The 20004-nt window shown below is 52.4% G+C and carries 20 protein-coding genes; 14 read left to right on the forward strand and 6 right to left on the reverse strand.

Annotated features, from left to right (window positions below; genetic code table 11):
- Positions 1-249 precede the first annotated feature (249 nt).
- The 4 genes from LJA86_RS13950 (at position 250) to LJA86_RS13965 (ending at position 3029) form a co-directional block, all read left to right on the forward strand.
- Entirely contained in the window at positions 250-741 is a 492-nt protein-coding gene (locus tag LJA86_RS13950; RefSeq protein WP_111967451.1) for an Hcp family type VI secretion system effector, read from the forward strand.
- An 11-nt stretch (positions 742-752) separates the two neighbouring features.
- On the forward strand, positions 753-1223 hold the full coding sequence (locus LJA86_RS13955; protein ID WP_229226325.1) for a L,D-transpeptidase family protein: 471 nt from the start codon (positions 753-755) through the stop codon (positions 1221-1223).
- Positions 1220-1654 carry a hypothetical protein gene (locus tag LJA86_RS13960; protein ID WP_111967449.1) on the forward strand — a complete coding sequence of 145 codons (435 nt, stop codon included), beginning with the start codon at positions 1220-1222 and terminating at the stop codon, positions 1652-1654. The genes LJA86_RS13955 and LJA86_RS13960 overlap by 4 nt, the downstream gene beginning before the upstream one ends.
- Positions 1655-1859: 205 nt before the next feature.
- On the forward strand, positions 1860-3029 hold the full coding sequence (locus LJA86_RS13965; RefSeq protein WP_063622462.1) for a hypothetical protein: 1170 nt from the start codon (positions 1860-1862) through the stop codon (positions 3027-3029).
- On the opposite strand, the gene LJA86_RS13970 is transcribed toward LJA86_RS13965, so the two are convergent.
- On the reverse strand, positions 3030-3794 hold the full coding sequence (locus LJA86_RS13970) for a siderophore-interacting protein (RefSeq protein ID WP_063622465.1): 765 nt from the start codon (positions 3792-3794) through the stop codon (positions 3030-3032).
- Between the two features lie 147 nt (positions 3795-3941).
- Between LJA86_RS13970 and LJA86_RS13975 the strand changes: the two genes are divergently transcribed.
- Positions 3942-4436 carry a PadR family transcriptional regulator gene (locus LJA86_RS13975; RefSeq protein ID WP_045910044.1) on the forward strand — a complete coding sequence of 165 codons (495 nt, stop codon included), beginning with the start codon at positions 3942-3944 and terminating at the stop codon, positions 4434-4436.
- Here the strand turns inward: LJA86_RS13975 and LJA86_RS13980 are convergent.
- Positions 4433-5992, reverse strand: a complete 1560-nt coding sequence (locus LJA86_RS13980; RefSeq protein WP_045910045.1) for a methyl-accepting chemotaxis protein — start codon at positions 5990-5992, stop codon at positions 4433-4435. The two genes, LJA86_RS13975 and LJA86_RS13980, sit on opposite strands and share 4 nt — an antisense overlap.
- Before the next feature lie 337 nt (positions 5993-6329).
- Positions 6330-7850, reverse strand: a complete 1521-nt coding sequence (locus LJA86_RS13985; protein ID WP_047072884.1) for a PAS domain-containing methyl-accepting chemotaxis protein — start codon at positions 7848-7850, stop codon at positions 6330-6332.
- Between the two features lie 435 nt (positions 7851-8285).
- Here LJA86_RS13985 and ygjG point away from each other — a divergent pair, with 435 nt between their 5' ends.
- From ygjG to LJA86_RS14030, 9 genes are all read left to right on the forward strand, one after another.
- Positions 8286-9665, forward strand: coding sequence for a putrescine aminotransferase (gene ygjG / locus LJA86_RS13990; RefSeq protein ID WP_063622468.1), 1380 nt, complete (start codon positions 8286-8288; stop codon positions 9663-9665).
- Positions 9666-10211: 546 nt separating this feature from the next.
- Complete coding sequence (locus LJA86_RS13995; protein ID WP_048028925.1) at positions 10212-10760, forward strand: fimbrial protein BcfA; 549 nt, start codon at positions 10212-10214, stop codon at positions 10758-10760.
- 154 nt (positions 10761-10914) lie between these two features.
- A complete protein-coding gene (locus LJA86_RS14000) occupies positions 10915-11622 on the forward strand; it encodes a fimbria/pilus periplasmic chaperone (protein ID WP_048028923.1) in 708 nt (235 codons plus the stop codon).
- A gap of 47 nt (positions 11623-11669) precedes the next feature.
- Positions 11670-14288 carry a fimbrial biogenesis usher protein gene (locus tag LJA86_RS14005; RefSeq protein WP_045910050.1) on the forward strand — a complete coding sequence of 873 codons (2619 nt, stop codon included), beginning with the start codon at positions 11670-11672 and terminating at the stop codon, positions 14286-14288.
- Positions 14289-15305 (forward strand): fimbrial protein, encoded by a 1017-nt coding sequence (locus LJA86_RS14010; RefSeq protein WP_045910051.1) that lies wholly within the window; start codon positions 14289-14291, stop codon positions 15303-15305.
- A gap of 10 nt (positions 15306-15315) precedes the next feature.
- The gene (locus LJA86_RS14015; RefSeq protein WP_048028921.1) at positions 15316-15858 is read left to right on the forward strand and encodes a fimbrial protein; all 543 of its coding nucleotides are present in this window, start codon (positions 15316-15318) and stop codon (positions 15856-15858) included.
- Between the two features lie 9 nt (positions 15859-15867).
- Positions 15868-16398 (forward strand): fimbrial protein, encoded by a 531-nt coding sequence (locus tag LJA86_RS14020; protein ID WP_052714386.1) that lies wholly within the window; start codon positions 15868-15870, stop codon positions 16396-16398.
- A gap of 19 nt (positions 16399-16417) precedes the next feature.
- Positions 16418-17101, forward strand: coding sequence for a molecular chaperone (locus LJA86_RS14025; protein ID WP_229226326.1), 684 nt, complete (start codon positions 16418-16420; stop codon positions 17099-17101).
- A 32-nt stretch (positions 17102-17133) separates the two neighbouring features.
- Positions 17134-17760 carry a hypothetical protein gene (locus LJA86_RS14030; RefSeq protein WP_196365230.1) on the forward strand — a complete coding sequence of 209 codons (627 nt, stop codon included), beginning with the start codon at positions 17134-17136 and terminating at the stop codon, positions 17758-17760.
- A gap of 53 nt (positions 17761-17813) precedes the next feature.
- On the opposite strand, the gene lsrG is transcribed toward LJA86_RS14030, so the two are convergent.
- The 3 genes from lsrG to lsrB are packed head-to-tail and all read right to left on the reverse strand — an operon-like array spanning position 17814 to position 20004.
- Complete coding sequence (gene lsrG, locus LJA86_RS14035; RefSeq protein ID WP_044597614.1) at positions 17814-18107, reverse strand: (4S)-4-hydroxy-5-phosphonooxypentane-2,3-dione isomerase; 294 nt, start codon at positions 18105-18107, stop codon at positions 17814-17816.
- A complete protein-coding gene (lsrF, locus tag LJA86_RS14040) occupies positions 18104-18991 on the reverse strand; it encodes a 3-hydroxy-5-phosphonooxypentane-2,4-dione thiolase (RefSeq protein ID WP_032653516.1) in 888 nt (295 codons plus the stop codon). The genes lsrG and lsrF overlap by 4 nt, the downstream gene beginning before the upstream one ends.
- Positions 18992-19002: 11 nt before the next feature.
- Positions 19003-20004 carry an autoinducer 2 ABC transporter substrate-binding protein LsrB gene (gene lsrB, locus LJA86_RS14045; protein WP_229226327.1) on the reverse strand — a complete coding sequence of 334 codons (1002 nt, stop codon included), beginning with the start codon at positions 20002-20004 and terminating at the stop codon, positions 19003-19005.

Consider the following 20004-nt stretch of genomic DNA (forward strand, 5'->3'; position numbering starts at 1 on the left):
TAATGTTTTCAATGATATCCCGGCCTAATGGCCGGGTTAACACATCTGCTGTTTACGATGAAAACATTAGCGAGCCAGGCTTTCGTTAAACATTAACAGCGAGCGCCATACATTCACCTTGCTAATAAGAATATCATTCTACATGCCATAAATTAATTACTGTATCCTAAAAAAAGAAAAAAGTTACAAATTGAAAAAAGATAATAATGTAACGTATAAATAATTTATCAGCCATTTGGAAACCTACTTATGCCAATTCCAGCTCATTTATTTCTTAAAGACGACGGCGGCGCCCCCATCAAAGGGTCATCTGACGTACAAAATCGTGAAGGCAGTATTGAAGTGATCTCCTTTTCACATGGCCTGCATATCCCTGTAGACGGTAATACGGGAAAACAAACAGGAACACGTGTACACGGTGCTTTTACTATCGGGAAAGAGTTTGATAGCGCCTCGACCTATCTGTACAAAGCCGTATCTACCGGGCAGCTTCTGAAATCAGCGGAGATGAAATGGTATCGGATAAACGATGCAGGTCTGGAAGAGGAATATTTCAATATGTTTTTGGAAAACGTCAAAGTCGTTTCGGTTACACCGGTAATGGCGAACTGTAAAGATCCGCACACCCAGCATCTTAACCATATGGAAATCGTTGAACTACGCTACGAGAAAATCACCTGGAAATTTGTCGATGGCAATCTCATTCACTCTGATTCATGGAATGAAAGAACTACAGCCTAGCGGAGGCATTTATGGCCAGACTTACTTTTGATGGTTGTGCCCATACGCTTTCATTGCTAGATAGTTATGGCTCTATTGTTGACACGTGGACCGCTTATAATAACGTCGATCGCAGAGCCACATTCAAACACATTAGTAACGGCACATATCAGATACAGGATAAATCAAAGCCACATTTACACCCAGGCGATAGTGAAGATGGTTCGTATGGGACTTATGGAATCATTCGATTTAGCTATCCTGGACACCCGGGAGTAGGTGTACATTCAGGTCAGGCGCATAGCCGTTATAAACCGGGGCCAGAACATCCGACGATGGGATGCATTCGAACTACTGATGAGGCGATGAAGAAAATAAAAGAGCACATGGCCAAATCCTCCCTTTCAACCATCACCGTATTAAATAACAGCGCCTGCTCGGCCATGAGTGCGACGCAGAAATTTGAAAATATCTATATCCCACCGGGAATGAACTTGATATGAAAACGATGCAGCTGTTTTTGATTATGTTAGTGATATCGCGCGTGGCTTATGCAAACGACTGTACTTCTGTTGATGAAATGGACAAGGCAGATAACGCAGCCTCTGCCATTCACGACTGGCAAGGCGTCCATTCTTTTTACAAAAATTACAGACAGTGTGATGAGGGATATATCGCAGAAGGGATATCAGCGACTATTGTCGGGCTGTTAGCCAACAACTGGAATACCTCCCATCAACTCATGCAGCTATCTGTAAACGATCGCGCTTTTGAGTCATGGATGATTAATCACATCGATACGACCACGAACGATCGCGAGCTCGATAAAGTCGTGAGAAACGCCGCGGATAGCTGCCCGGAAGGCGGGAAAGCGTTCTGCGAACAGATTGAGAATGCCGCACAAGGCGCGTTGAAGGAACTACAAAGCCAATAGCCAAGCGTGGTTTCACAGGTAGAGCAGGAAACGGAGCTATCCTCACCCTCCACCTTACAGGCTCCTGCTCACTTCCCCACCTCACAAACTGCAAAACTAAAGAAATCCCCCATCGCGCCGATCATCATCCGTGTGTATTATTTCCTGTAGCTTTTACAACAACTAACCTTAACTCAAATACTTAAGCGCCAAAGCGAAAGGCATCATGAGCACACCGATCAAACGGCTAGAAATCATTAAAAATGCCATTGAACTGGAAGATGACGACATCATCCAGAGCCAGCTGACACGCCTGAAAAATGAAGCGTTTGACGATGAGCTACAGGCAATCGTCGTGGCGCTTGAGGAGAAGAACTACACTGCGGCCATGGCGGCCATTACCGCCTGGCTGCAGGGCCAGCGCGCCGTGACCCCGTGGCGCGATCCGCAGGTGGCGGCCAGCAAGCTGGAGCTGAAGGCGCTGGAAGAACGTCTGCGCGATCTGATTGACCGCCGCAACGCGCGGGTGCAGCAGCTTGATGAGTTCAACGATCTCTATTTCTCCCGCCTCGGGCCGCTGATGCAGCAGATCCTCGCCCTGCGTAAAACGCTGGCGGAGCTGAACCTACGTCGTCAGCAGGCAGAAGCGCGTCGTCGCGAGGAGGATTACCGTCGCTGCCAGCACTATATGGCGCAGGCGGTAGAGGTGCTGGCGACGCTCACCCAGCGCTGGCGTGATCTCCCGGCTGACTCCGTCCAGGCCGCCGAGGCGCGTAAGCATCTGGAGCAGCAAAGCAATCTGATTGCCAACCTGCTGGCCGAAGCGATGGAGCTGGAGAGCGGCTTAACGCGCGAAGAGGAGCCTGCGCGTCAGGCTCGCGACGAGGCCAACGAAGAGTACGAGAAATATCGCGAACAGCATCACGATGCCGAAGTGCGGCTACGCAAAGGTAAGCATCTTTCGCAAGAGGACCAGAACGAACTCAAGCGTCTCTGGCGGCAGGCGAGCAAGCTTTGCCACCCGGATCTGGTGGCGGACGATCTGAAAGAAGAAGCCAACAACATGATGGTGCAGCTTAACCAGGCGAAGCAGCGCGGCGATGTGAAAGCCATTCGCTCGCTGGTGGCCCGCCTGCAACAGGGCTTCGAGCCATTGATGGCCAGCGACAGGCTGAACGATCTGGAACGTATCCGCAAAAAAATGGCGCAGGTCCGCGAGCAGATCGACACCTTAGTGAACGAGCTGGCGGAGCTGGAGAAAGAGGAGTCCTGGCTGCTGGTCTCCTCGCTGAGCAATATGGAAGCGTACTTTGCTCAGCAGGAGAAAGCGCTGCACGAGGTCCGCGCCTCGCTCGAACATCAGGTGAGCGAAGCGCAGCTGGATTCGGCAGCCTGATTATTTGGCGTGCCAGTATGCGCTGGCACGCACCAGCTGCGGGTCAATGGCGTCGGCTTCAAACTGACGGCTCAGGCTTTTCACCACCTTCCCTTCCCCGGTCAGCCAGATAAAGTAATCGTCCCCCGGAACGGTCAGCGTCGCCAGATGGTCCGCGACGGCCTGCTCGCTGTGGCCCACCACCCAGGTGATGTTGAATGCGCTCAGGTGCGCCAGATAGTCCTTATACGATTCATCCCCAACCGTCACGACCGCCTGCACATCCGGGCGAACCGGCAGTTGCGCAATACTCTCTAAGCGTCGACGCAGCGCGGGCATGCCGGACTCGTCGCACACGTACAGCTGCCAGGCGTAATCCTCCGGCACCACCAGCGAACCGCGCGGGCCGCCGATGGTCAGCTTATCGCCTACCTTCGCCTGTAGCGCCCATCCGCTGGCTATGCCGCCGTCATGAATGAAGAAATCCAACGCCAGCTCATGACGGGCCTCATCGTAGAGCGGCGTATAGTCGCGCGCCTGCGGACGCACGCCGTCACCCCAGTCGATGCCTTCATCGGTGACCACCGGCGGCGTAAACGTCGTCCCGGGTGCCGGGAAAAAGACTTTGGTATGGTCGTCGAAACCGCGGGAGCTAAAGCCCTCCAGCGCCTCGCCGCCTAGCACAATGCGCTGGAAACCCGCGCTGACGCGCTCAACGCGGAGCACCGTCAGTTCGCGAAAACGCAGGTCATTACGAACACGCTGTGGATAACGGGTAGATGCCATTTTTAGACCCTTTTCTGGTGAATACGATATATCTAAATCAATTTTCAAATGATAATGATTACTAATAAGGAAAAATGCAAGATCTTTTAGATTGCATCTGAATATATCTTAGATATAGTTAAGATATATCAAAATGAAGGGCATATTATGCGACACGAACACGATGGCGGCGGGCGTCGGCCGCGCTTTTTTGGCCACGGCGATCTACGGCTGGTGATTCTGGATATCCTGACCCGTAGCGCAAGCCACGGCTACGAGCTGATCAAAGAGATCGAGAACCTGACGCAGGGAAACTACACCCCGAGCCCGGGCGTCATCTATCCCACCCTGGATTATCTGCAGGATCAGACATTTATCACCATTACGGAAGAAGAAAACGGGCGTAAGCGCATTGCGATTACCGCTGAAGGACAACGCTGGCTGGATGAAAACCAGGAACAGCTGGAACAGATCCAGGTGCGTATCAAAGCGCGCAGCGTCGGCTTTCAGCTACGCAAAAACCCGCAGATGAAGCGGGCGCTGGATAACTTCAAGGCGGTACTGGACCTGAAGGTAAATCAGGGAGAACTCAGCGACGCGCAGCTTAAGCAGATCATCGGCGTGATTGACCGCGCGGCGCTGGAGATCTCCCAGCTGGATTAAGCCGGTGCGTGCTCGCTCACGCGGAAGACGCGTACCAGCTCTTTCAGGTGCATCGCCTGTTCATTAAGCGATGCCGCCGCCGCGACGGACTCCTCCACCAGCGCGGAGTTTTGCTGGGTGGTGGCGTCAATCAGGCCAATCGCGCTGTTGATCTGCGAGATCCCCTCCGTCTGCTCATGGCTGGCCTGACGGATCTCACGCAGGATCGCATCCATCTCCTCCACGTTGCCGACCATGCCGTTAATCAGACCACTCGCTTTTTCGACCAGGTTCATCCCGTCCTGGGTCTGGCTGGTGGAACTCTCAATCAGCTCCCGGATTTCGCTGGCAGACGACGCGCTCTTCTGGGCAAGCTGGCGTACCTCTCCGGCGACCACCGCAAAGCCGCGGCCATGCTCACCGGCGCGCGCCGCTTCCACCGCCGCGTTCAGCGCCAGAATGTTGGTCTGGAATGCAATGGCGTCGATCAGGTCGATAATGTCGGACATCCGGTTGGAGGTCTCGTTAATCAGGCGCATTTTGCTGGTCACCTGCTTCATCATCTCACCGTTGTTTTTGACCACTGTGGCGGCATCGGCAGAAAGATTGGTCGCTTCACCGGTATGCGAGGCGGTATTTTTCACCGTCGCGGTGATCTGCTCCATCGAGGCGGCGGTCTGTTCAACGGAGCTGGCCTGCTCTTCCGTACGTGCGGCCAGATCCTGGTTCCCGGCGACAATCTGCGCGGCTGCGCTGGAGATATTCTCCGAGCCGGTCTGCACCTGCTGCACAATGTCCAGCAGACGCGTCTTCATCTCCATCAGCGCATGCAGCAACAAGCCCGTTTCGTCTTTACCGTGCGGCGTGATGCTGCCCGTCAGATCGCCCTCTGAAATCGCTTTTGCGAAATTCACCGCCTCACCGAGCGGGCGGGTGATAGCGCGCACGATAAACCAGCCAATCAGGCTGCCTGCCGCAACGCTAAAGAGCGTGAGCAGGATCAGCAGCAGACGGTTAGACCTGAAATCCCCTTCCACCTGCGTACCCGCACGCTGCATCTCGCTGTTCTGAATGGCAATCAGCTCCTTCACCTTCGCTTTATAAGCCTGCTGCACGGCAAGGGTGGTGGTCATCATCTCCTGAATGGCGCCCGCACGGTTGTTGTTTTGCACTGCCTGCAAAATACGGTAGCGCGAATCCAGATACTGCTGGCGCACGCTGCGGATATCCGCCAGCACCTGCTGAGACTTTTGATCCTGCAAGGCGTTGTTCAGCTCGCCCAGAATCACCGTAATATGCTCGCTGATCTCTTTCAGACGCTGCTGAGATTGCCCCGTGTAAGTACCCTGCTCGTCCAGCAGCATCAGCTGTTGAGTGCTAATAAATTCCTGGAAGTTATCGATTAACTGGTTCGCTTTTACCGTGGTCGGATAGTCATGGGTAATAATGGATTGCATCCCATTATTTGCCCGGTTCAGGCTCAGCAAAGACACACTTGCGCTGATCGCCATCAGGACAATAAAGAACCCAAACGCCAGAAATAATTTCGTGCCGATCTTTACGTCATGTAAGAACATATTTACTCCATCGATGTGATTATTTCTCAGACGATCGCTGTTATCGGTAACGGATTGGCTAACTTTATGACTTTGATCGTTTTTTTATTTCATAACCCTCACAATGCATAGGTGCAGGCTATTAATATTGCTTCATCGATCGTTACCAGACCGTCAAACGGGGTATTTTTGAAACAGGATTCTGAAGAACTGACTTAGGCAGGAATAAATAACTGAGGCACTTTCTTTAGTTATTTAATATTAAATTAACAATAAACCACATTAATAGTCACAATGAGAAAAATAAAAAGCCGTTTATTCCTTATGGTATAAACGGCTTTTTTGGAACATGACTGACTCAATGGAGCACGGTCACCGCATCCTTAAGACGTCCGGCGCGATGTTTCACCATGGCAGAAATGTGCGCGCTCTCCTCCACCAGATCGGCGTTTTTCTGCGTGATGCTGTCAAGTTCAGCCACCGCACGGGTTAACTCTGATAATCCGGTTGCCTGCTCGGAGGTCGCGTGGCTGATCTGGGCGATAAGCTGCGTCACGTTTTTCACCTGCACAACGATATCATCCATCGTACGGCCCGCAGCGTGTACCTGCTCAGAGCCGGACTGCACCTTGCTGGCGCTGGCATCAATGAGTTTACGAATATCATTAGCCGCACTGGCGCTGCGGCTGGCAAGATGGCGGACTTCGCCCGCGACCACGGCAAACCCTTTACCCTGCTCGCCTGCCCTTGCCGCTTCAACCGCCGCGTTCAGCGCCAGAATATTGGTCTGGAAAGCGATATCGTTAATCAGAGAGGTAATCGAGCCAATTCGCTGCGTGCTGTCGGCAATGTCATCCATCGTTTTAACGACGGTCTGCATCGCATTGCCCCCTTTCGTTGCCGCGCTGCTCGCGGCCACGGAGAGTTTGTCCACCTCGGCGGCGGTTTCGGAGTTACTCTGAACGGACGCGGCCATCTGGTTCATTGTCGCGACGGTCTGCTGCACGTTCGCGACGGTCTGACGCGTACGATCGTTCAGATCTTCATTTCCCTGCGCCAGCCTGTCGCTGCCGTCACGGACGCTCACCACCTGGCTCGACACGTCATTGATCAACCAGCGGCACATCAGGCCAAGCTGCCCTACCGCGCGCAGCGTCAGGCCCAGCTCGTCGCTGCGGTTCAGGTGCTGCACGCTATTGCGCTCGCCGGTGGCGACCTTCAACGCCTGTCGAGCCACATTCTCGATCGGGCGGACAATCTGTTGCTCAAACAGCAGCGTTCCCAGCAGCATCACCACCGCGGCCGCGGCGAGCGGCGTCCAGCCTGCGGAGGTCGCGGCCAGCGTGGCGGCGAGTACGGCAAAGAGCACCGCCATCACGCTGCGCACGCGCCAGCGCAGCGGCATGGCCGGCAGTTTACCCAGCCAGCCCTTTCCCACCACCAGCCCTTTGTGAATACGTTTTTTACAGCGCCCGTCGTTCAGCGCCCGGTAGAGCGGCTCCACGGCGGCGATCTCTTCCGCTGTGGCTCTGGTGCGAATCGACATATAGCCCGTCACCTGCCCACGGCGCACCATCGGCACCGCGTTAGCACGCACCCAGTAGTGGTCACCGTTTTTGCGCCGGTTTTTGACAATCCCGCTCCACGGCTCGCCCTGCTGCAGCGTGTACCACATATCGGCAAACGCGGCTTTTGGCATATCGGGATGGCGCACCATATTGTGCGGCTGGCCCGTCAGCTCATCGAGCTGGTAACCGCTCACCTGCACAAAGGTGTCGTTGGCGTGGGTAATGTAGCTGTGGATGTCTGTGGTAGACATTAAGGTGGTGTCATCGTCCAGAGGATATTCATTCTGGGTGACATAGGTTGGAGAGGACATGGCGTGCATCCCTTGCAGGTTATTTGAATGTTAATTTTGTGGGTCATTGTTTTTTCGGCGGTAAACAATTTATCTTTAGTTGTTAAACTTGATGGAGATCGCAGATTTGACTTAAACCATACTTTTTGTACGATTTTTTAATCCATTGATTTCAAATACTTTCGCAGAGAAATTACCCACAAAGCATGACTCGTTAATGCCCGCTTAAGTCGCAGCGTATGCACTTCTTTAGTGCAGCGGCGCTTTTACCCCCTTCCTTATACTCTCTGCCCCGTACCGCTAAATCTCGTTTGGCTTCTATCGGCATGATTAAATATTGTGCAACATTATTTTAACCTGGCGTTTATCCCGATTTTCGTTAAGGCATCTGAAGTGGCGTAATCCCTGCAATACTTAAACCAGTATCATGTGATACGCGATCCCCGGGAGCACATTTTGAACAGGTTACCTTCCAGCGCCTCGGCTCTTGCCTGTACCGCGCACGCACTGAATCTCATTGAGAAGCGAACGCTTGATCATGAGGAGATGAAACAACTTAACCGAGAGGTCATCGATTACTTTAAAGAGCATGTCAATCCAGGGTTTCTGGAGTATCGCAAATCTGTTACCGCCGGCGGGGATTACGGAGCCGTAGAGTGGCAAGCGGGAAGTCTGAACACGCTTGTCGACACCCAGGGACAGGAGTTTATCGATTGCCTGGGAGGTTTTGGAATTTTCAACGTGGGGCACCGTAATCCAGTTGTGGTTTCCGCCGTACAGAATCAACTTGCGAAACAACCTCTCCATAGCCAGGAACTGCTCGACCCGCTTCGCGCCATGCTCGCGAAAACGCTGGCGGCCTTAACGCCCGGCAAACTGAAATACAGCTTCTTTAGCAACAGCGGCACGGAATCGGTCGAAGCGGCGATTAAGCTCGCCAAAGCGTACCAGTCGCCGCGCGGGAAATTCACCTTCATCGCCACCAGCGGCGCGTTCCACGGTAAATCCCTGGGCGCACTGTCGGCGACCGCGAAATCCACCTTCCGCAAACCGTTTATGCCACTGCTGCCGGGCTTCCGCCACGTGCCGTTCGGTGACATTCACGCCATGCGCACCGCACTGAGCGAATGCCGTAAAACCGGCGATGACGTGGCGGCGGTGATCCTGGAGCCGATTCAGGGTGAAGGCGGCGTCATCCTCCCTCCGCAGGGCTATCTGCCAGCCGTGCGTCAGCTGTGCGATGAGTTTGGCGCGCTGCTGATCCTCGACGAAGTCCAGACCGGAATGGGGCGCACCGGCAAGATGTTTGCCTGCGAGCACGAGAACGTTCAACCGGACATTCTGTGCCTGGCGAAAGCGTTGGGCGGCGGCGTCATGCCGATTGGCGCAACGGTGGCTACCGAAGAGGTGTTCTCGGTGCTGTTCGACAATCCGTTCCTGCATACCACCACCTTTGGCGGTAACCCGCTGGCCTGTGCGGCGGCGCTGGCGACCATCAACGTGCTGCTGGAGCAAAACCTGCCTGCGCAGGCGGAGCAAAAAGGCGACATTCTGCTGGATGGCTTCCGCCAGCTGGGCCGTGAATTCCCGGATTTGATCCAGGATGCGCGCGGCAAAGGGTTGCTGATGGCCATTGAGTTTGTTGACAACGAAATCGGCTACAGCTTCGCGAGCGAGATGTTCCGCCAGCGGGTGCTGGTGGCCGGCACGCTCAACAACTCAAAAACCATCCGCGTGGAACCCCCGCTGACGTTGACGATTGAGCAGTGTGAGCAGGTGCTGAAAGCGGCGCGTAAAGCGCTGGTGGCGCTGCGGGTAAAAGTGGAAGAAATATAATTATTCCTCTTTTCTTTTGTACGGTCCGGGAACAGAGTTGACAGATATTGACTTCATTCCCGGACCGTACAGCTTTCGCAAGAAGAGGTGACGTTAGCGCCGACGCGAATCATTTCAATTTGTAATCAAGTATTCCATAATGAAAATGAATAGCCTCTTCCCTTGACGTGTAATTTCAGCCCGAAATTAAATATTTAATCTTTACTGTAAGACAACGCTTAATAATACACTCCAATTATCAATCTCAGCAATACAAACCCGCAAAATTTCACCGCGGCGAGTATTTACGGTACTAATTCATACTAAAAATTAATAAAGATAAAGTTAAAAATACATTTAGAATTTCTAATTTAAAATGAGAAATCAACAGATTGATATAATATTTATCAGCGCATAAAATAATTCCCCGGAACATCATGAGAATGTGCGAAACATATTTATTGTATAATGCTGTATATCAAGGCTTTTTAAACCAGCATTATTTGATTCAGGTATTTACAATTTTGTTTCAACTTGACAGAGAACTGTTTATTTAAAAGGATTTGTATGAAAAAGCATGTCTTAGCAATGGTTGTTGCGGCCACAATGGCAAGCGCTGTAACCATGAATGCACAAGCGGAAAGCACAACGGTAACGGTAAGTGGCGGTACCGTTAACTTCGTAGGTCAGGTTGTGAATGCAGCGTGTTCAGTCGCTGCAGACTCCGTCGACCAGACCGTAATTCTTAGCCAGGTTCGTACCGTAAAACTGACTGAAAGCGGAATGCTGGCCAATCAGAAAGAAGATTTCCACATCAAGCTGGAAGACTGCGACACGTCCGTGAGCCAAAATGCTGCCGTCATTTTTAACGCCCAGCAGGATGCCACTCAGCCGGGTGCGATGGCGAATACTGCGGGTGCAGGGTCTGCGCTGAACGTTGCTCTGCAACTGTTTGGCCCTGACGGTAAAAAACTTGACCTGGGAACCACGTCTTCAGCGATCGGTCTGATTAACGGTGAAAATATCATTCCACTGAGCGTTGACTATATCGCGACTGGCGCGGCAACACCGGGTAACGTAGCGTCTACGGCAACTTTCCAGATGGTTTATTCCTGATCTGGACGGAAGGTTGTTGAACCTCCTTCACACCCCGGTGTGAAGGAGGTTTTTTCAATGTAAACACGCATTTTTATATGTATTGAATACAGAGGATTAAACGAAATACGGTGTCCTGTGTATTCAGTTATATATTTAAGAAAGTGAAATATAAATGACACGAATTACTCCAGCAACTTTTATCAGCCAGCTGATTACTCATTCTTTTTTATTAGCCGCTTCAATGCTGACTATGGCTCACGCTGGTGGTATCGGCCTTGGCGCAACGCGAATCATTTATCCGCAGGGTGATAAGCAGATTTCATTGCCTGTTACGAATACTTCCGAGAACAATGCCTTTTTAGTGCAATCCTGGGTAGCAAATGCTGACCAGTCTAAATCTCAGGATTTTATTGTTACTCCCCCACTTTTTGTGATGCATCCAAAAAAAGAAAACACTGTGCGAATAATGTACGCTGGACCGGATCTGCCTACGGACAGAGAAAGCGTCTTTTTTTTCAACAGTAAAGCCATCCCGGCGGTCGATAAAAGCAAGTTGCAGGGAAATACGCTGCAGATTGCGACCCAAAGCGTTATTAAGCTTTTTATTCGTCCTAAAAAGTTACCGACGCCGTCCATTGATGCGCCAAAGACGCTGCGTTGCGCGCTGGCTAACGGCAAACTGACCATTAAAAACCCATCGCCTTATTACGTTTCTCTGGTTCAACTCAAAGTCGGAAGCGCGAAATTAACAAACACAATGGTTTCGCCCATGAACAGTCTGGTCATTGATCTCCCGGCAGGAAGCGGGAGCCAGGTGAGTTTCCAGACGGTTAATGATTTTGGTGCTACCACACCTGTTCAGTCATGCCCTGGAGCATAACGTTCCCGAAAAAACACGAACATAGCGCGTTGAAGCAGGCAGGAAAAATGAAGTGTCGTAAGTATCAGACAAGGATTGTCATTCATCGTTTGGCCCCTCTCACACTGGCCATGCTCGGTGCCTTATCATCCGTTAGCGCGGATGCAAACTATTATTTCAACCCTGCCTTCCTCTCAAGCGATCCTGCTGCGGTTGCGGATTTATCCCGTTTTAGTACTTCAGGTCAGGCGCCCGGGGTTTACCGCGTAGACGTCTGGCTGAATGACAATTTTATCGCCACGCGCGACATCACCTTTAATATTCGTAAGGTGTCAAAACCCACTGATGATGATACGGGGCTCGCGCCCTGTTTATCGCTCAAATCACTGGATGCAATGGGCGTTAATGTCGATGCATTTCCAGGCTTGAAAGACGAAAAAGAGAGCCAGTGTGCGGACTTACCTTCTGCCATCCCTGCGGCCAGCACCCTTTTTGATTTTGAACGGCAACGCCTGGATATCAGCATCCCGCAAGCTGCGCTGCGTAATAACGCACGTGGTTATATTCCTCCAGAACAATGGGATGAAGGGATCAATGCCCTGTTGCTGAATTACGACTTTACGGGTTCACACAGCCGTAATAGCGGCGATCATGGTTCGACAACCGACAACTACTTTTTAGGAATGAACAGCGGGTTTAACCTGGGTCCCTGGCGACTGCGGGATTTTTCCACATGGAACTACAGCAGCAGCGGTTCAGAGACTTACACAGACTGGCAGCACATTAAAACCTACGTCGAACGTGCCGTTATCCCACTGAAGAGCAAGCTCACAATAGGTGAAAATTACACAACGTCGGATATTTTCGATAGCCTGCCGTTTCGGGGAGTGCAGATCAATTCGGATGAAAACATGCTGCCGGATAGCATGAAGGGTTTTGCCCCCACCATTCGCGGGATCGCGAAATCCAATGCGCAGGTGACGGTTAAACAAAACGGTTACACCATCTATCAAAGCTATGTCCCGCCAGGCGCATTTGCGATTACCGATCTTTACCCCACCTCATCCAGCGGCGATTTGAATGTCGAGGTAAAAGAATCTGACGGTACGATCAACAGTTACTCCGTACCCTATTCTGCGGTTCCGGTTTTACAGCGTGAAGGTAGCGTAAAATATTCCGCTACCGCTGCCCGTTATCGCAGTAGCAGCGATCAGCAAGAGGACGTGAACTTTGTCCAGGGGACGCTCATCTGGGGTTTACCCAAAGGGTTTACGGTTTATGGCGGTTCTCAGCTGACGGAAAAATACGCCGCCTTTGCCGCCGGTTCCGGCGTAAACCTGGGTAACTTTGGTGCTGTCTCGGCCGATTTCACCCATGCCCAAAGCGAACTGAGCGACGGTAGCTCACACAGCGGGCAATCAATACGTTTTTTATATGCAAAATCGCTGAACAACGTTGGAACCAACTTTCAGCTGTTAGGTTATCGCTACTCAACATCCGGTTTTTATACGCTGGATGAAACCACCTATAAGCAGATGAAAGGGTATATCGGCCAGGACGATCCGAATAACGGCACCGAAGACCATGAGCCCGTGTGGACTGATTATTACAATCTCTACTACACCAAACGCGGTAAGTTACAGGCCAATATTTCCCAGCAATTGGGTCAGGCCGGGTCGATTTTCCTCAACGGCAGTCAGCAAACATACTGGCATACCGATGAAAAAAACACGCTTCTGCAGCTAGGCTATAGCGGAACGGCAGCAGGCGTGAGCTATAACCTGACGTATAACTACAATAAAGCGCCAGGCATGAGCAACAGCGATCGCATTTATTCGTTAACGCTCTCATTCCCGCTTAATCTCTGGCTCCACCCGGGTGGAGACGTGACCAAACGTTTAAACAGCATTTATACCACTTACGGCATGAGCGCCGATGATAATGGTAGGGTTACCAACACAGCGGGCATTAACGGAACGCTGCTTGAGGATAATAACCTGAGCTACAGCGTTCAGCAGGGTTATCAAAATCAGCATGCCGGTGCCAGCGGTAGCGTCAGTACGGAATATGATAGCGCCTACGGTAATGCAAACCTGGGGTACAACTACAGTAATAACGGCGACTACCAACAGATAAACTATGGCCTCAGCGGCGGTATTGTCGCCCACCGCAATGGCATTACCTTGAGCCAGCCGTTGGGCGATACCAATGTCCTGATCGCAGCGCCAGGCGCAAGCAACGTTAAGGTTGAAGACGGACCCGGGATCCACACTGACTGGCGAGGCTATGCCGTTGTGCCGTACGCCAGCGCATACCACCGTAACCGTATGGCGCTGAATACCAACTCCCTGAGCGACGACCTGGACATTGACGAGGCCGTTACCCAGGTTGTTCCCACCCAGGGTGCCCTTGTACGCGCGACCTTCAAAGCCCGCTCCGGCAATCGTGCCATGATCTCATTAATTCATAACGGTCAACCGGTGCCCTTTGGTGCCATTGTCACGCGCGGTGATGAAGGGGGAGACACGATTGTAGGCGAGAACGGCGAAGCTTATCTGTCAGGGCTGGGCTCAACAGGCACCCTGACGGCGCAATGGGGCGACACCCGCGATAAAAAATGTATTGCGATCTATAAGCTAACTGAAACAAAGCAGTCCCTCGTGCGTTTAAAAGCGGAGTGCCGATAGGTGAAATTACGTATTTTTATTTTATTACTGAGTCTTGTCACGTCAGCGAAAAGCCTGGCGGTGATCTGCCATAATTTTTCAAATAGCATTACGATTGTAAATTACGATCTGTCAACGACGTTGACCAAAGAAGAAAACCAGCTGGGAAAGGCTGTTGAACTGATTAAGTCACAGGATGTGGGCGTCGAAGCCATATGCGCGCAACACCCTGACGGGGATTCTCGAACCTATCGTTCATACCGAAGCCCCTTTCCGGTTATCTTCACAGAAGATCAGTGGAAATATATGAGCCTCGACCCAACCTATATCGCGGGGGCGATGCGCATTACCGACTCTGATATTGGTGATTATTATCCCCCTGCGGATTACATCCATATGGGGAAAGACTGGAGGGTCGATAAAGAAGATCTTAACGAACCCTTTTCAGTATATGATTCCAATCTGGTGTTCAGAATAAAAATTGTCAAACCGTTTATTGGCACGGTGATTATCCCCAATAAAGTGATGTTCAATGTTTATGTTACAACAACGAACACTGACCCGCTGAATACTATTGTTTATCAAATTACCTACAACGGCGCCGTAACCGTGCCGCAAAACTGCGTCATTAATGCGGGACAGGTGATCACTGTTGACCTGGGAAAACTAAACAGTTCTTCATTCACGACCGTCGGTGAGAAGCCGTATAACGCGCCGGTAAAAACCTTTAACGTTCCTGTCGAATGTAATGCGGACGTGATATCACCCGCGCATCTCACGCTTCGACTGGTGGCAACAGCAGACACGCACGTTAGCCAGGCGCTTGCAACCGATAATAAAGATGTTGGCGTCGTGGTAACCAACGAAAATGGCACCGTCATGATCCCTAACGACACGTCCAGTGTCGCTGATTTTATTACTGATGATACGGGCCATGCCGATGTAACGTTAAAAACCTACCCTATCAGCACCACAGGCAATGCTCCAGCAGAAGGTGTTTTCACAGCTCTGGCATGTTTACGTATCGATTTTGCGTAAGGGGTGAATAATGAAAATCGTTTATTTTTTCCCGCTGGCGATGCTGTTTTCCGGAATGCCGGTCACCTATGCGGATGATGGCGCGTCAATTAACCTCCAGATATTCGGCACCATTATTGGTGAGTCTTGTGATGTTGATGTGAACAGTAAAGAACAAACGGTTGATCTGGGCGACTTTGACGCATCGGAATTTCCAGTACCGGGAACAACGTCGCCAGAAAAAGCGTTTACCATCGACCTGAATAATTGTTCACGTGCCATCCAGGGAACAAAAGTCTGGTTCAGCGGTACGCCCGATAGTAATAATCCCGATCTGTTAGCCCTGAGCGACACGGGTAAAGGCACGGCCACCGAAATGGCGACCGGCGTTGGCGTGGAGCTTCTCAATGCCGAACTGAATCCAATCAAGATAAATAATGTGGAATCAGCAATCTATCCGTTAAAGCAAGGCGATAATAGCCTGACGTTTAATTTACGGTATAAATCCACTCTGCCAGCGGTTACGCCTGGGAATGCAACGGCCATTATGTATTTTGATTTGCTCTATCAGTAGGATGCGGAAATGAAAAAAAAATTAACAATGATATTCACCGCGCTTTTTCTGGTGGCATTGTTTTCTGAATGTACACTGGCGCACGACGGTACAATTTATATCACTGGCGTTATCCATAAAAAGACGTGCACTATCGCGCCTGACTCACAGACGCTGACGGTCCCAATGGACAGCGTTCAAAGCCTCTACTTCACCCAACCGGGTATGGGGGCCGATTATCACCCGTTTGCCATTAATGTGGAAAACTGTGCCGGAACAGAAGGCTCCGTCAGTATTACCTTTGATGGCACACCCGACACGGTAAACCCCGATTTGCTCACGCTCATCGGCGGTGAAGGCTATGCGACGGGCATCGGTGTAGGTATTTACAATCAGGACAAATCGCTGATTTCCATTGGAAGTAAAAGCCAGGACGTCTTGATTATCCCTCATCAAAGCGACGCCATTCTGCATTTTTACGCCCGCTACATAGCCACTGCCAGTACCGTCACCACGGGGACGGCAAATGCGACGACGACATTTATTCTTAATTATGCGTGAACGTTTATTCCCGGCGACGATGCTGCTTCTCTCTTTATTCTCGATGACCGTGCCCCAGGTAAGGGCAGGGATCACGATCGGTGGAACACGTTTTGTCTATCCGGAACAAGAGAAATCAATCAGTTTTTCTGTCCGTAACCCTTCTGACGCTTCTTACCTGATCTACACCAAAGTCGAGCCAGGCGGCCTCTGGGCAGGCTCTGAAACCCCGCCCGGGTTGCAATCGGCATTTGTCGCCACGCCACAGCTGTTTTCATTGCATCCTGAACGTGAAAACACGGTTCGCCTGATATTTACGGGAGGCGTCATACCTGAAGATCGCGAAACGCTGTTCACGTTAAGCGTTTCGGCCATTCCTTCTGCGAACAAGCACTCCGCAGGCGTTCAGACTGCAGTGCGTTCACGCTTTAAACTTTTTTATCGCCCCGCCGGGCTCACCGGTAATCCTGATGATGCTTATCAGGCTCTACGCTGGTCGCGAAGCAAAAGTAAGGTCGTCGTGTATAACCCGACGCCTTATTACATCACGCTTTATCAGTTCAGCCTCGGGGGAAAAAACATACCCGACGGCGGCGTTGTCGCCCCTTTTAGCAAGCGCGAGCTCGAAGGCTGTAAAGACGCCGCGCTGTGCCAGGTACGCTGGCAAACGATTAATGACTATGGCCGCATTATGCCTGTTCGAATGCAAACACTTTTGCCGTAGTCCAGTTCTTACTCTTTTTACGGAATAATAGTATGAAAGTCCCTACCGTCCTTTGTCGCCTTTCAGTCCCCCTTGCTGCGGCACTTGTTTTCTCCACCGCAACGCAGGCAGAGCCCGCCACGCCCCAGCAGATCGAGCAAACAGGAAAAGCGGCAGAAGCCTATTTCGCTGCACATCCTGAAAAAATAGGGGAAATTGTCTCGACCTATCTTGCCGAGCATCCTGAGTTTTTGGTTGCGGCGGGCGAAAGCCTTCGCCAGCGTCAACAGATAGCCCAGCAGCAAGCCATGGTGCAAAATGCCGTGATCCATCGCGATCGGTTACTTGCCGCCGGCGATCCCGTCGTCGGCCCCGTTGACGCAAAAGCCGCCGTGGTGGCTTTCGTGGAGGAAAACTGTGTGAACTGCAACATCACACAAGAGCTTATCAATGCCAATCCGGATGTACGTTTTATCTTTAAAAAATTGCCTTCAGCCGGGTCGGCAAACAAAGCATCACAGGAAAACGTGACGCTAGTGAAGCAGATCGGTTTTACCAACATGCCAGCGTTTGTCGTTTTGCCTCAGGAAAAAGATCCCGTCATTCAGCGCATTAGCGTTATGTCCGGCAATGTTTCTGCTGATGCATTAATCATGGCGATTCAGAAAGCCAAAGGATAGCCCGAACGCTTTTCTTTCCGATGACGCGCAAAAGCACGTCATCGGACACGAGGTTACTCCGGCAACAGCCCGACGAAGCTGCGCTTTTTGCGCGGCTCCGACATCAGCTCCTCAAGCTTATCCACGCACGCCAGGTAGTGCGGCGTTTGCTTATGCGCCAGCACCGCCTCTTCGTCTTTGTAGGCCTCGTAGATAAAGAACCGGGTTTTCACGCGTGGGTCCTGCAACACGTCAAAGCGCAGGTTCCCCGGCTCCCTGATCGCGCCTTCGTGGTTGGCGCGAAATACCTCCAGAAACTCGTCTACCCGCTCGGGCTTAATGTTGATCTCCACCAGCGTCACATTCATTTTGCTTCTCCCTGTTTCTCTTCCTGCCAGAACTGGAACGCATCGCGGGCATTCCAGTTCTCGTGAACCACTTTCTTCACCGCCTTCAGCATGGCGAGCGGCGCGCTGGACTGGAAGATGTTGCGCCCCATGTCCACGCCCGACGCGCCCTGGTCAATCGCGCGCCAGCACATCTCCAGCGCCTCGTGCTCCGGCAGCTTTTTGCCCCCGGCGATGACAATCGGCACCGGACAGCTGGCGGTCACTTTTTCAAAGCCTTCATCCACGTAGTAGGTTTTGACGAACTGCGCCCCCATTTCGGCGGCGATGCGGCTGGCAAGCGAGAAATAGCGCGCGTCCCGCGCCATCTCTTTCCCCACGCCCGTCACCGCCAGCGTCGGCATGCCGTAGCGAGCACCCGCGTCCACCAGCTTGATGATGTTGTTGATCGACTGATGCTCAAACTCGCTGCCGATATAGACCTGCGCCGCCACCGCGCAGACGTTCAGGCGCAGGGCATCTTCCATCGCCACCGCCACGCACTCGTTGGACAGTTCCCCCAGGATTGAGTTACCGCCGGAGGCGCGCAGCACCACCGGTTTGTTCGTCGCGGCGGGTACCTGGCTCCTGAGGATGCCGCGGGTACACATCAGCACGTCGGTTTCACCAAACAGCGGCGCAATGGAGAGATCGATACGCTCAAGGCCGGTGGTCGGCCCCTGAAAGTAACCATGGTCAAAGGCCAGCATCACCGTACGGTTGCTCTGCGGGTTGAAGATGCGTGCCAGGCGGGACTGCATGCCCCAGTCCAGCGAGCCACAGCCCTTCAGCGTGAACGGCACATTCTGCTGCGGCGTGCCGATGCCAAAATCCTTACCGTCTTTGATATCGTCTAAATCAGCCATTTGCTCCCCCGTCAGAAATCGTATTTGCTGATGTTCTCTTTGGTGAACACCACCCGCTCCGGCAGCAGCACGATGCCGTTGCCCTTCGCCTCATACTGGTAGCCCTGCACGCTGTTCGGCTCGACCTTCAGCGCCCCGATGTTTTTTACGTCCACGCTGTCGCCGACGTTAAGATCGCCTTTTTTCAGCAAACGATCGGCGACATTGACCGCAATTTTGCCCTGTTGCACCACATCCCACAGGCCAAAGGCCTTCACCGTGCCGCGCTCAACGTACGGACGCATCACGTTTGGCGTGCTGAACCCGACAATCGCCACCCCTTCCCGCTTCAGGTTTTCCGCCGCCTGCGCCGCGGCCGGCAGGGCGTTGGCGTCCGGGGCGATGATCGCATCCAGATCCGGATACGCTTTTAAGATCCCCTCGGCGGTTTGCAACGATTTGGTGGCGTCGTTATAGCCAAACTGGGTGGTGACGACCTGCCACTGCGGATGATCTTTCTCGATTTTAGCCTTCGCCTCTTTCACCCACTGGTTCTGATCGGTGACGGTCGGGCTGGAGTAGAAGAACGCCACTTTGGCATTCGGTTTAGTGACCTGCTTGCTCGCCATGTCCACCAGCAGGCCGCCCAGCTGTTCCGGCGTCCCCTGGTTGATGTAGATGCTGCGGCACTCCGGTTTGGTGTCGGAGTCCCAGGTCAGAACCTTAACGCCGCGCTGCATCGCGCGCTTCAGCGCCGGACACAACCCGTCCGGCGACACGGCGGAGACGATAATGGCGTTATAGCCCTGGTTGACGAAGTTATTGATGAGCTGCACCTGGCCGGAGACGCTCGGCTCGGTCGGACCGTCGTAGGTGACGTCCACGCCAAGATCTTTCCCCGCCTCTTTCGCGCCGTTGCCGCCGCTGGTGAAGAAGCCGACGCCCACCAGCTTCGGGATAAAGGCAATGCGGTCCGCCGCCTGCGCCGAGGCGAAGCTGAGGGCCATTGCCAGGACGAACAGTTTTGTTTTCAT

Source organism: Enterobacter sp. TCD1-1 (assembly GCF_020567405.1).
In the GTDB taxonomy this organism is placed as follows: domain Bacteria; phylum Pseudomonadota; class Gammaproteobacteria; order Enterobacterales; family Enterobacteriaceae; genus Enterobacter; species Enterobacter quasiroggenkampii.

What these genes read in the sequence shown, in the direction of transcription:
- LJA86_RS13950 (WP_111967451.1), top strand. Translation starts at nt 250, where the DNA reads ATGCCAATTCCAGCTCATTTATTTCTTAAAGACGACGGCGGCGCCCCC.
- LJA86_RS13955 (WP_229226325.1), top strand. Translation starts at nt 753, where the DNA reads ATGGCCAGACTTACTTTTGATGGTTGTGCCCATACGCTTTCATTGCTA.
- LJA86_RS13960 (WP_111967449.1), top strand. Translation starts at nt 1,220, where the DNA reads ATGAAAACGATGCAGCTGTTTTTGATTATGTTAGTGATATCGCGCGTG.
- LJA86_RS13965 (WP_063622462.1), top strand. Translation starts at nt 1,860, where the DNA reads ATGAGCACACCGATCAAACGGCTAGAAATCATTAAAAATGCCATTGAA.
- LJA86_RS13970 (WP_063622465.1), bottom strand. Translation starts at nt 3,794, where the DNA reads ATGGCATCTACCCGTTATCCACAGCGTGTTCGTAATGACCTGCGTTTT.
- LJA86_RS13975 (WP_045910044.1), top strand. Translation starts at nt 3,942, where the DNA reads ATGCGACACGAACACGATGGCGGCGGGCGTCGGCCGCGCTTTTTTGGC.
- LJA86_RS13980 (WP_045910045.1), bottom strand. Translation starts at nt 5,992, where the DNA reads ATGTTCTTACATGACGTAAAGATCGGCACGAAATTATTTCTGGCGTTT.
- LJA86_RS13985 (WP_047072884.1), bottom strand. Translation starts at nt 7,850, where the DNA reads ATGTCCTCTCCAACCTATGTCACCCAGAATGAATATCCTCTGGACGAT.
- LJA86_RS13995 (WP_048028925.1), top strand. Translation starts at nt 10,212, where the DNA reads ATGAAAAAGCATGTCTTAGCAATGGTTGTTGCGGCCACAATGGCAAGC.
- LJA86_RS14000 (WP_048028923.1), top strand. Translation starts at nt 10,915, where the DNA reads ATGACACGAATTACTCCAGCAACTTTTATCAGCCAGCTGATTACTCAT.
- LJA86_RS14005 (WP_045910050.1), top strand. Translation starts at nt 11,670, where the DNA reads ATGAAGTGTCGTAAGTATCAGACAAGGATTGTCATTCATCGTTTGGCC.
- LJA86_RS14015 (WP_048028921.1), top strand. Translation starts at nt 15,316, where the DNA reads ATGAAAATCGTTTATTTTTTCCCGCTGGCGATGCTGTTTTCCGGAATG.
- LJA86_RS14020 (WP_052714386.1), top strand. Translation starts at nt 15,868, where the DNA reads ATGAAAAAAAAATTAACAATGATATTCACCGCGCTTTTTCTGGTGGCA.
- LJA86_RS14025 (WP_229226326.1), top strand. Translation starts at nt 16,418, where the DNA reads ATGCTGCTTCTCTCTTTATTCTCGATGACCGTGCCCCAGGTAAGGGCA.
- LJA86_RS14030 (WP_196365230.1), top strand. Translation starts at nt 17,134, where the DNA reads ATGAAAGTCCCTACCGTCCTTTGTCGCCTTTCAGTCCCCCTTGCTGCG.
- lsrG (WP_044597614.1), bottom strand. Translation starts at nt 18,107, where the DNA reads ATGAATGTGACGCTGGTGGAGATCAACATTAAGCCCGAGCGGGTAGAC.
- lsrF (WP_032653516.1), bottom strand. Translation starts at nt 18,991, where the DNA reads ATGGCTGATTTAGACGATATCAAAGACGGTAAGGATTTTGGCATCGGC.
- lsrB (WP_229226327.1), bottom strand. Translation starts at nt 20,004, where the DNA reads ATGAAAACAAAACTGTTCGTCCTGGCAATGGCCCTCAGCTTCGCCTCG.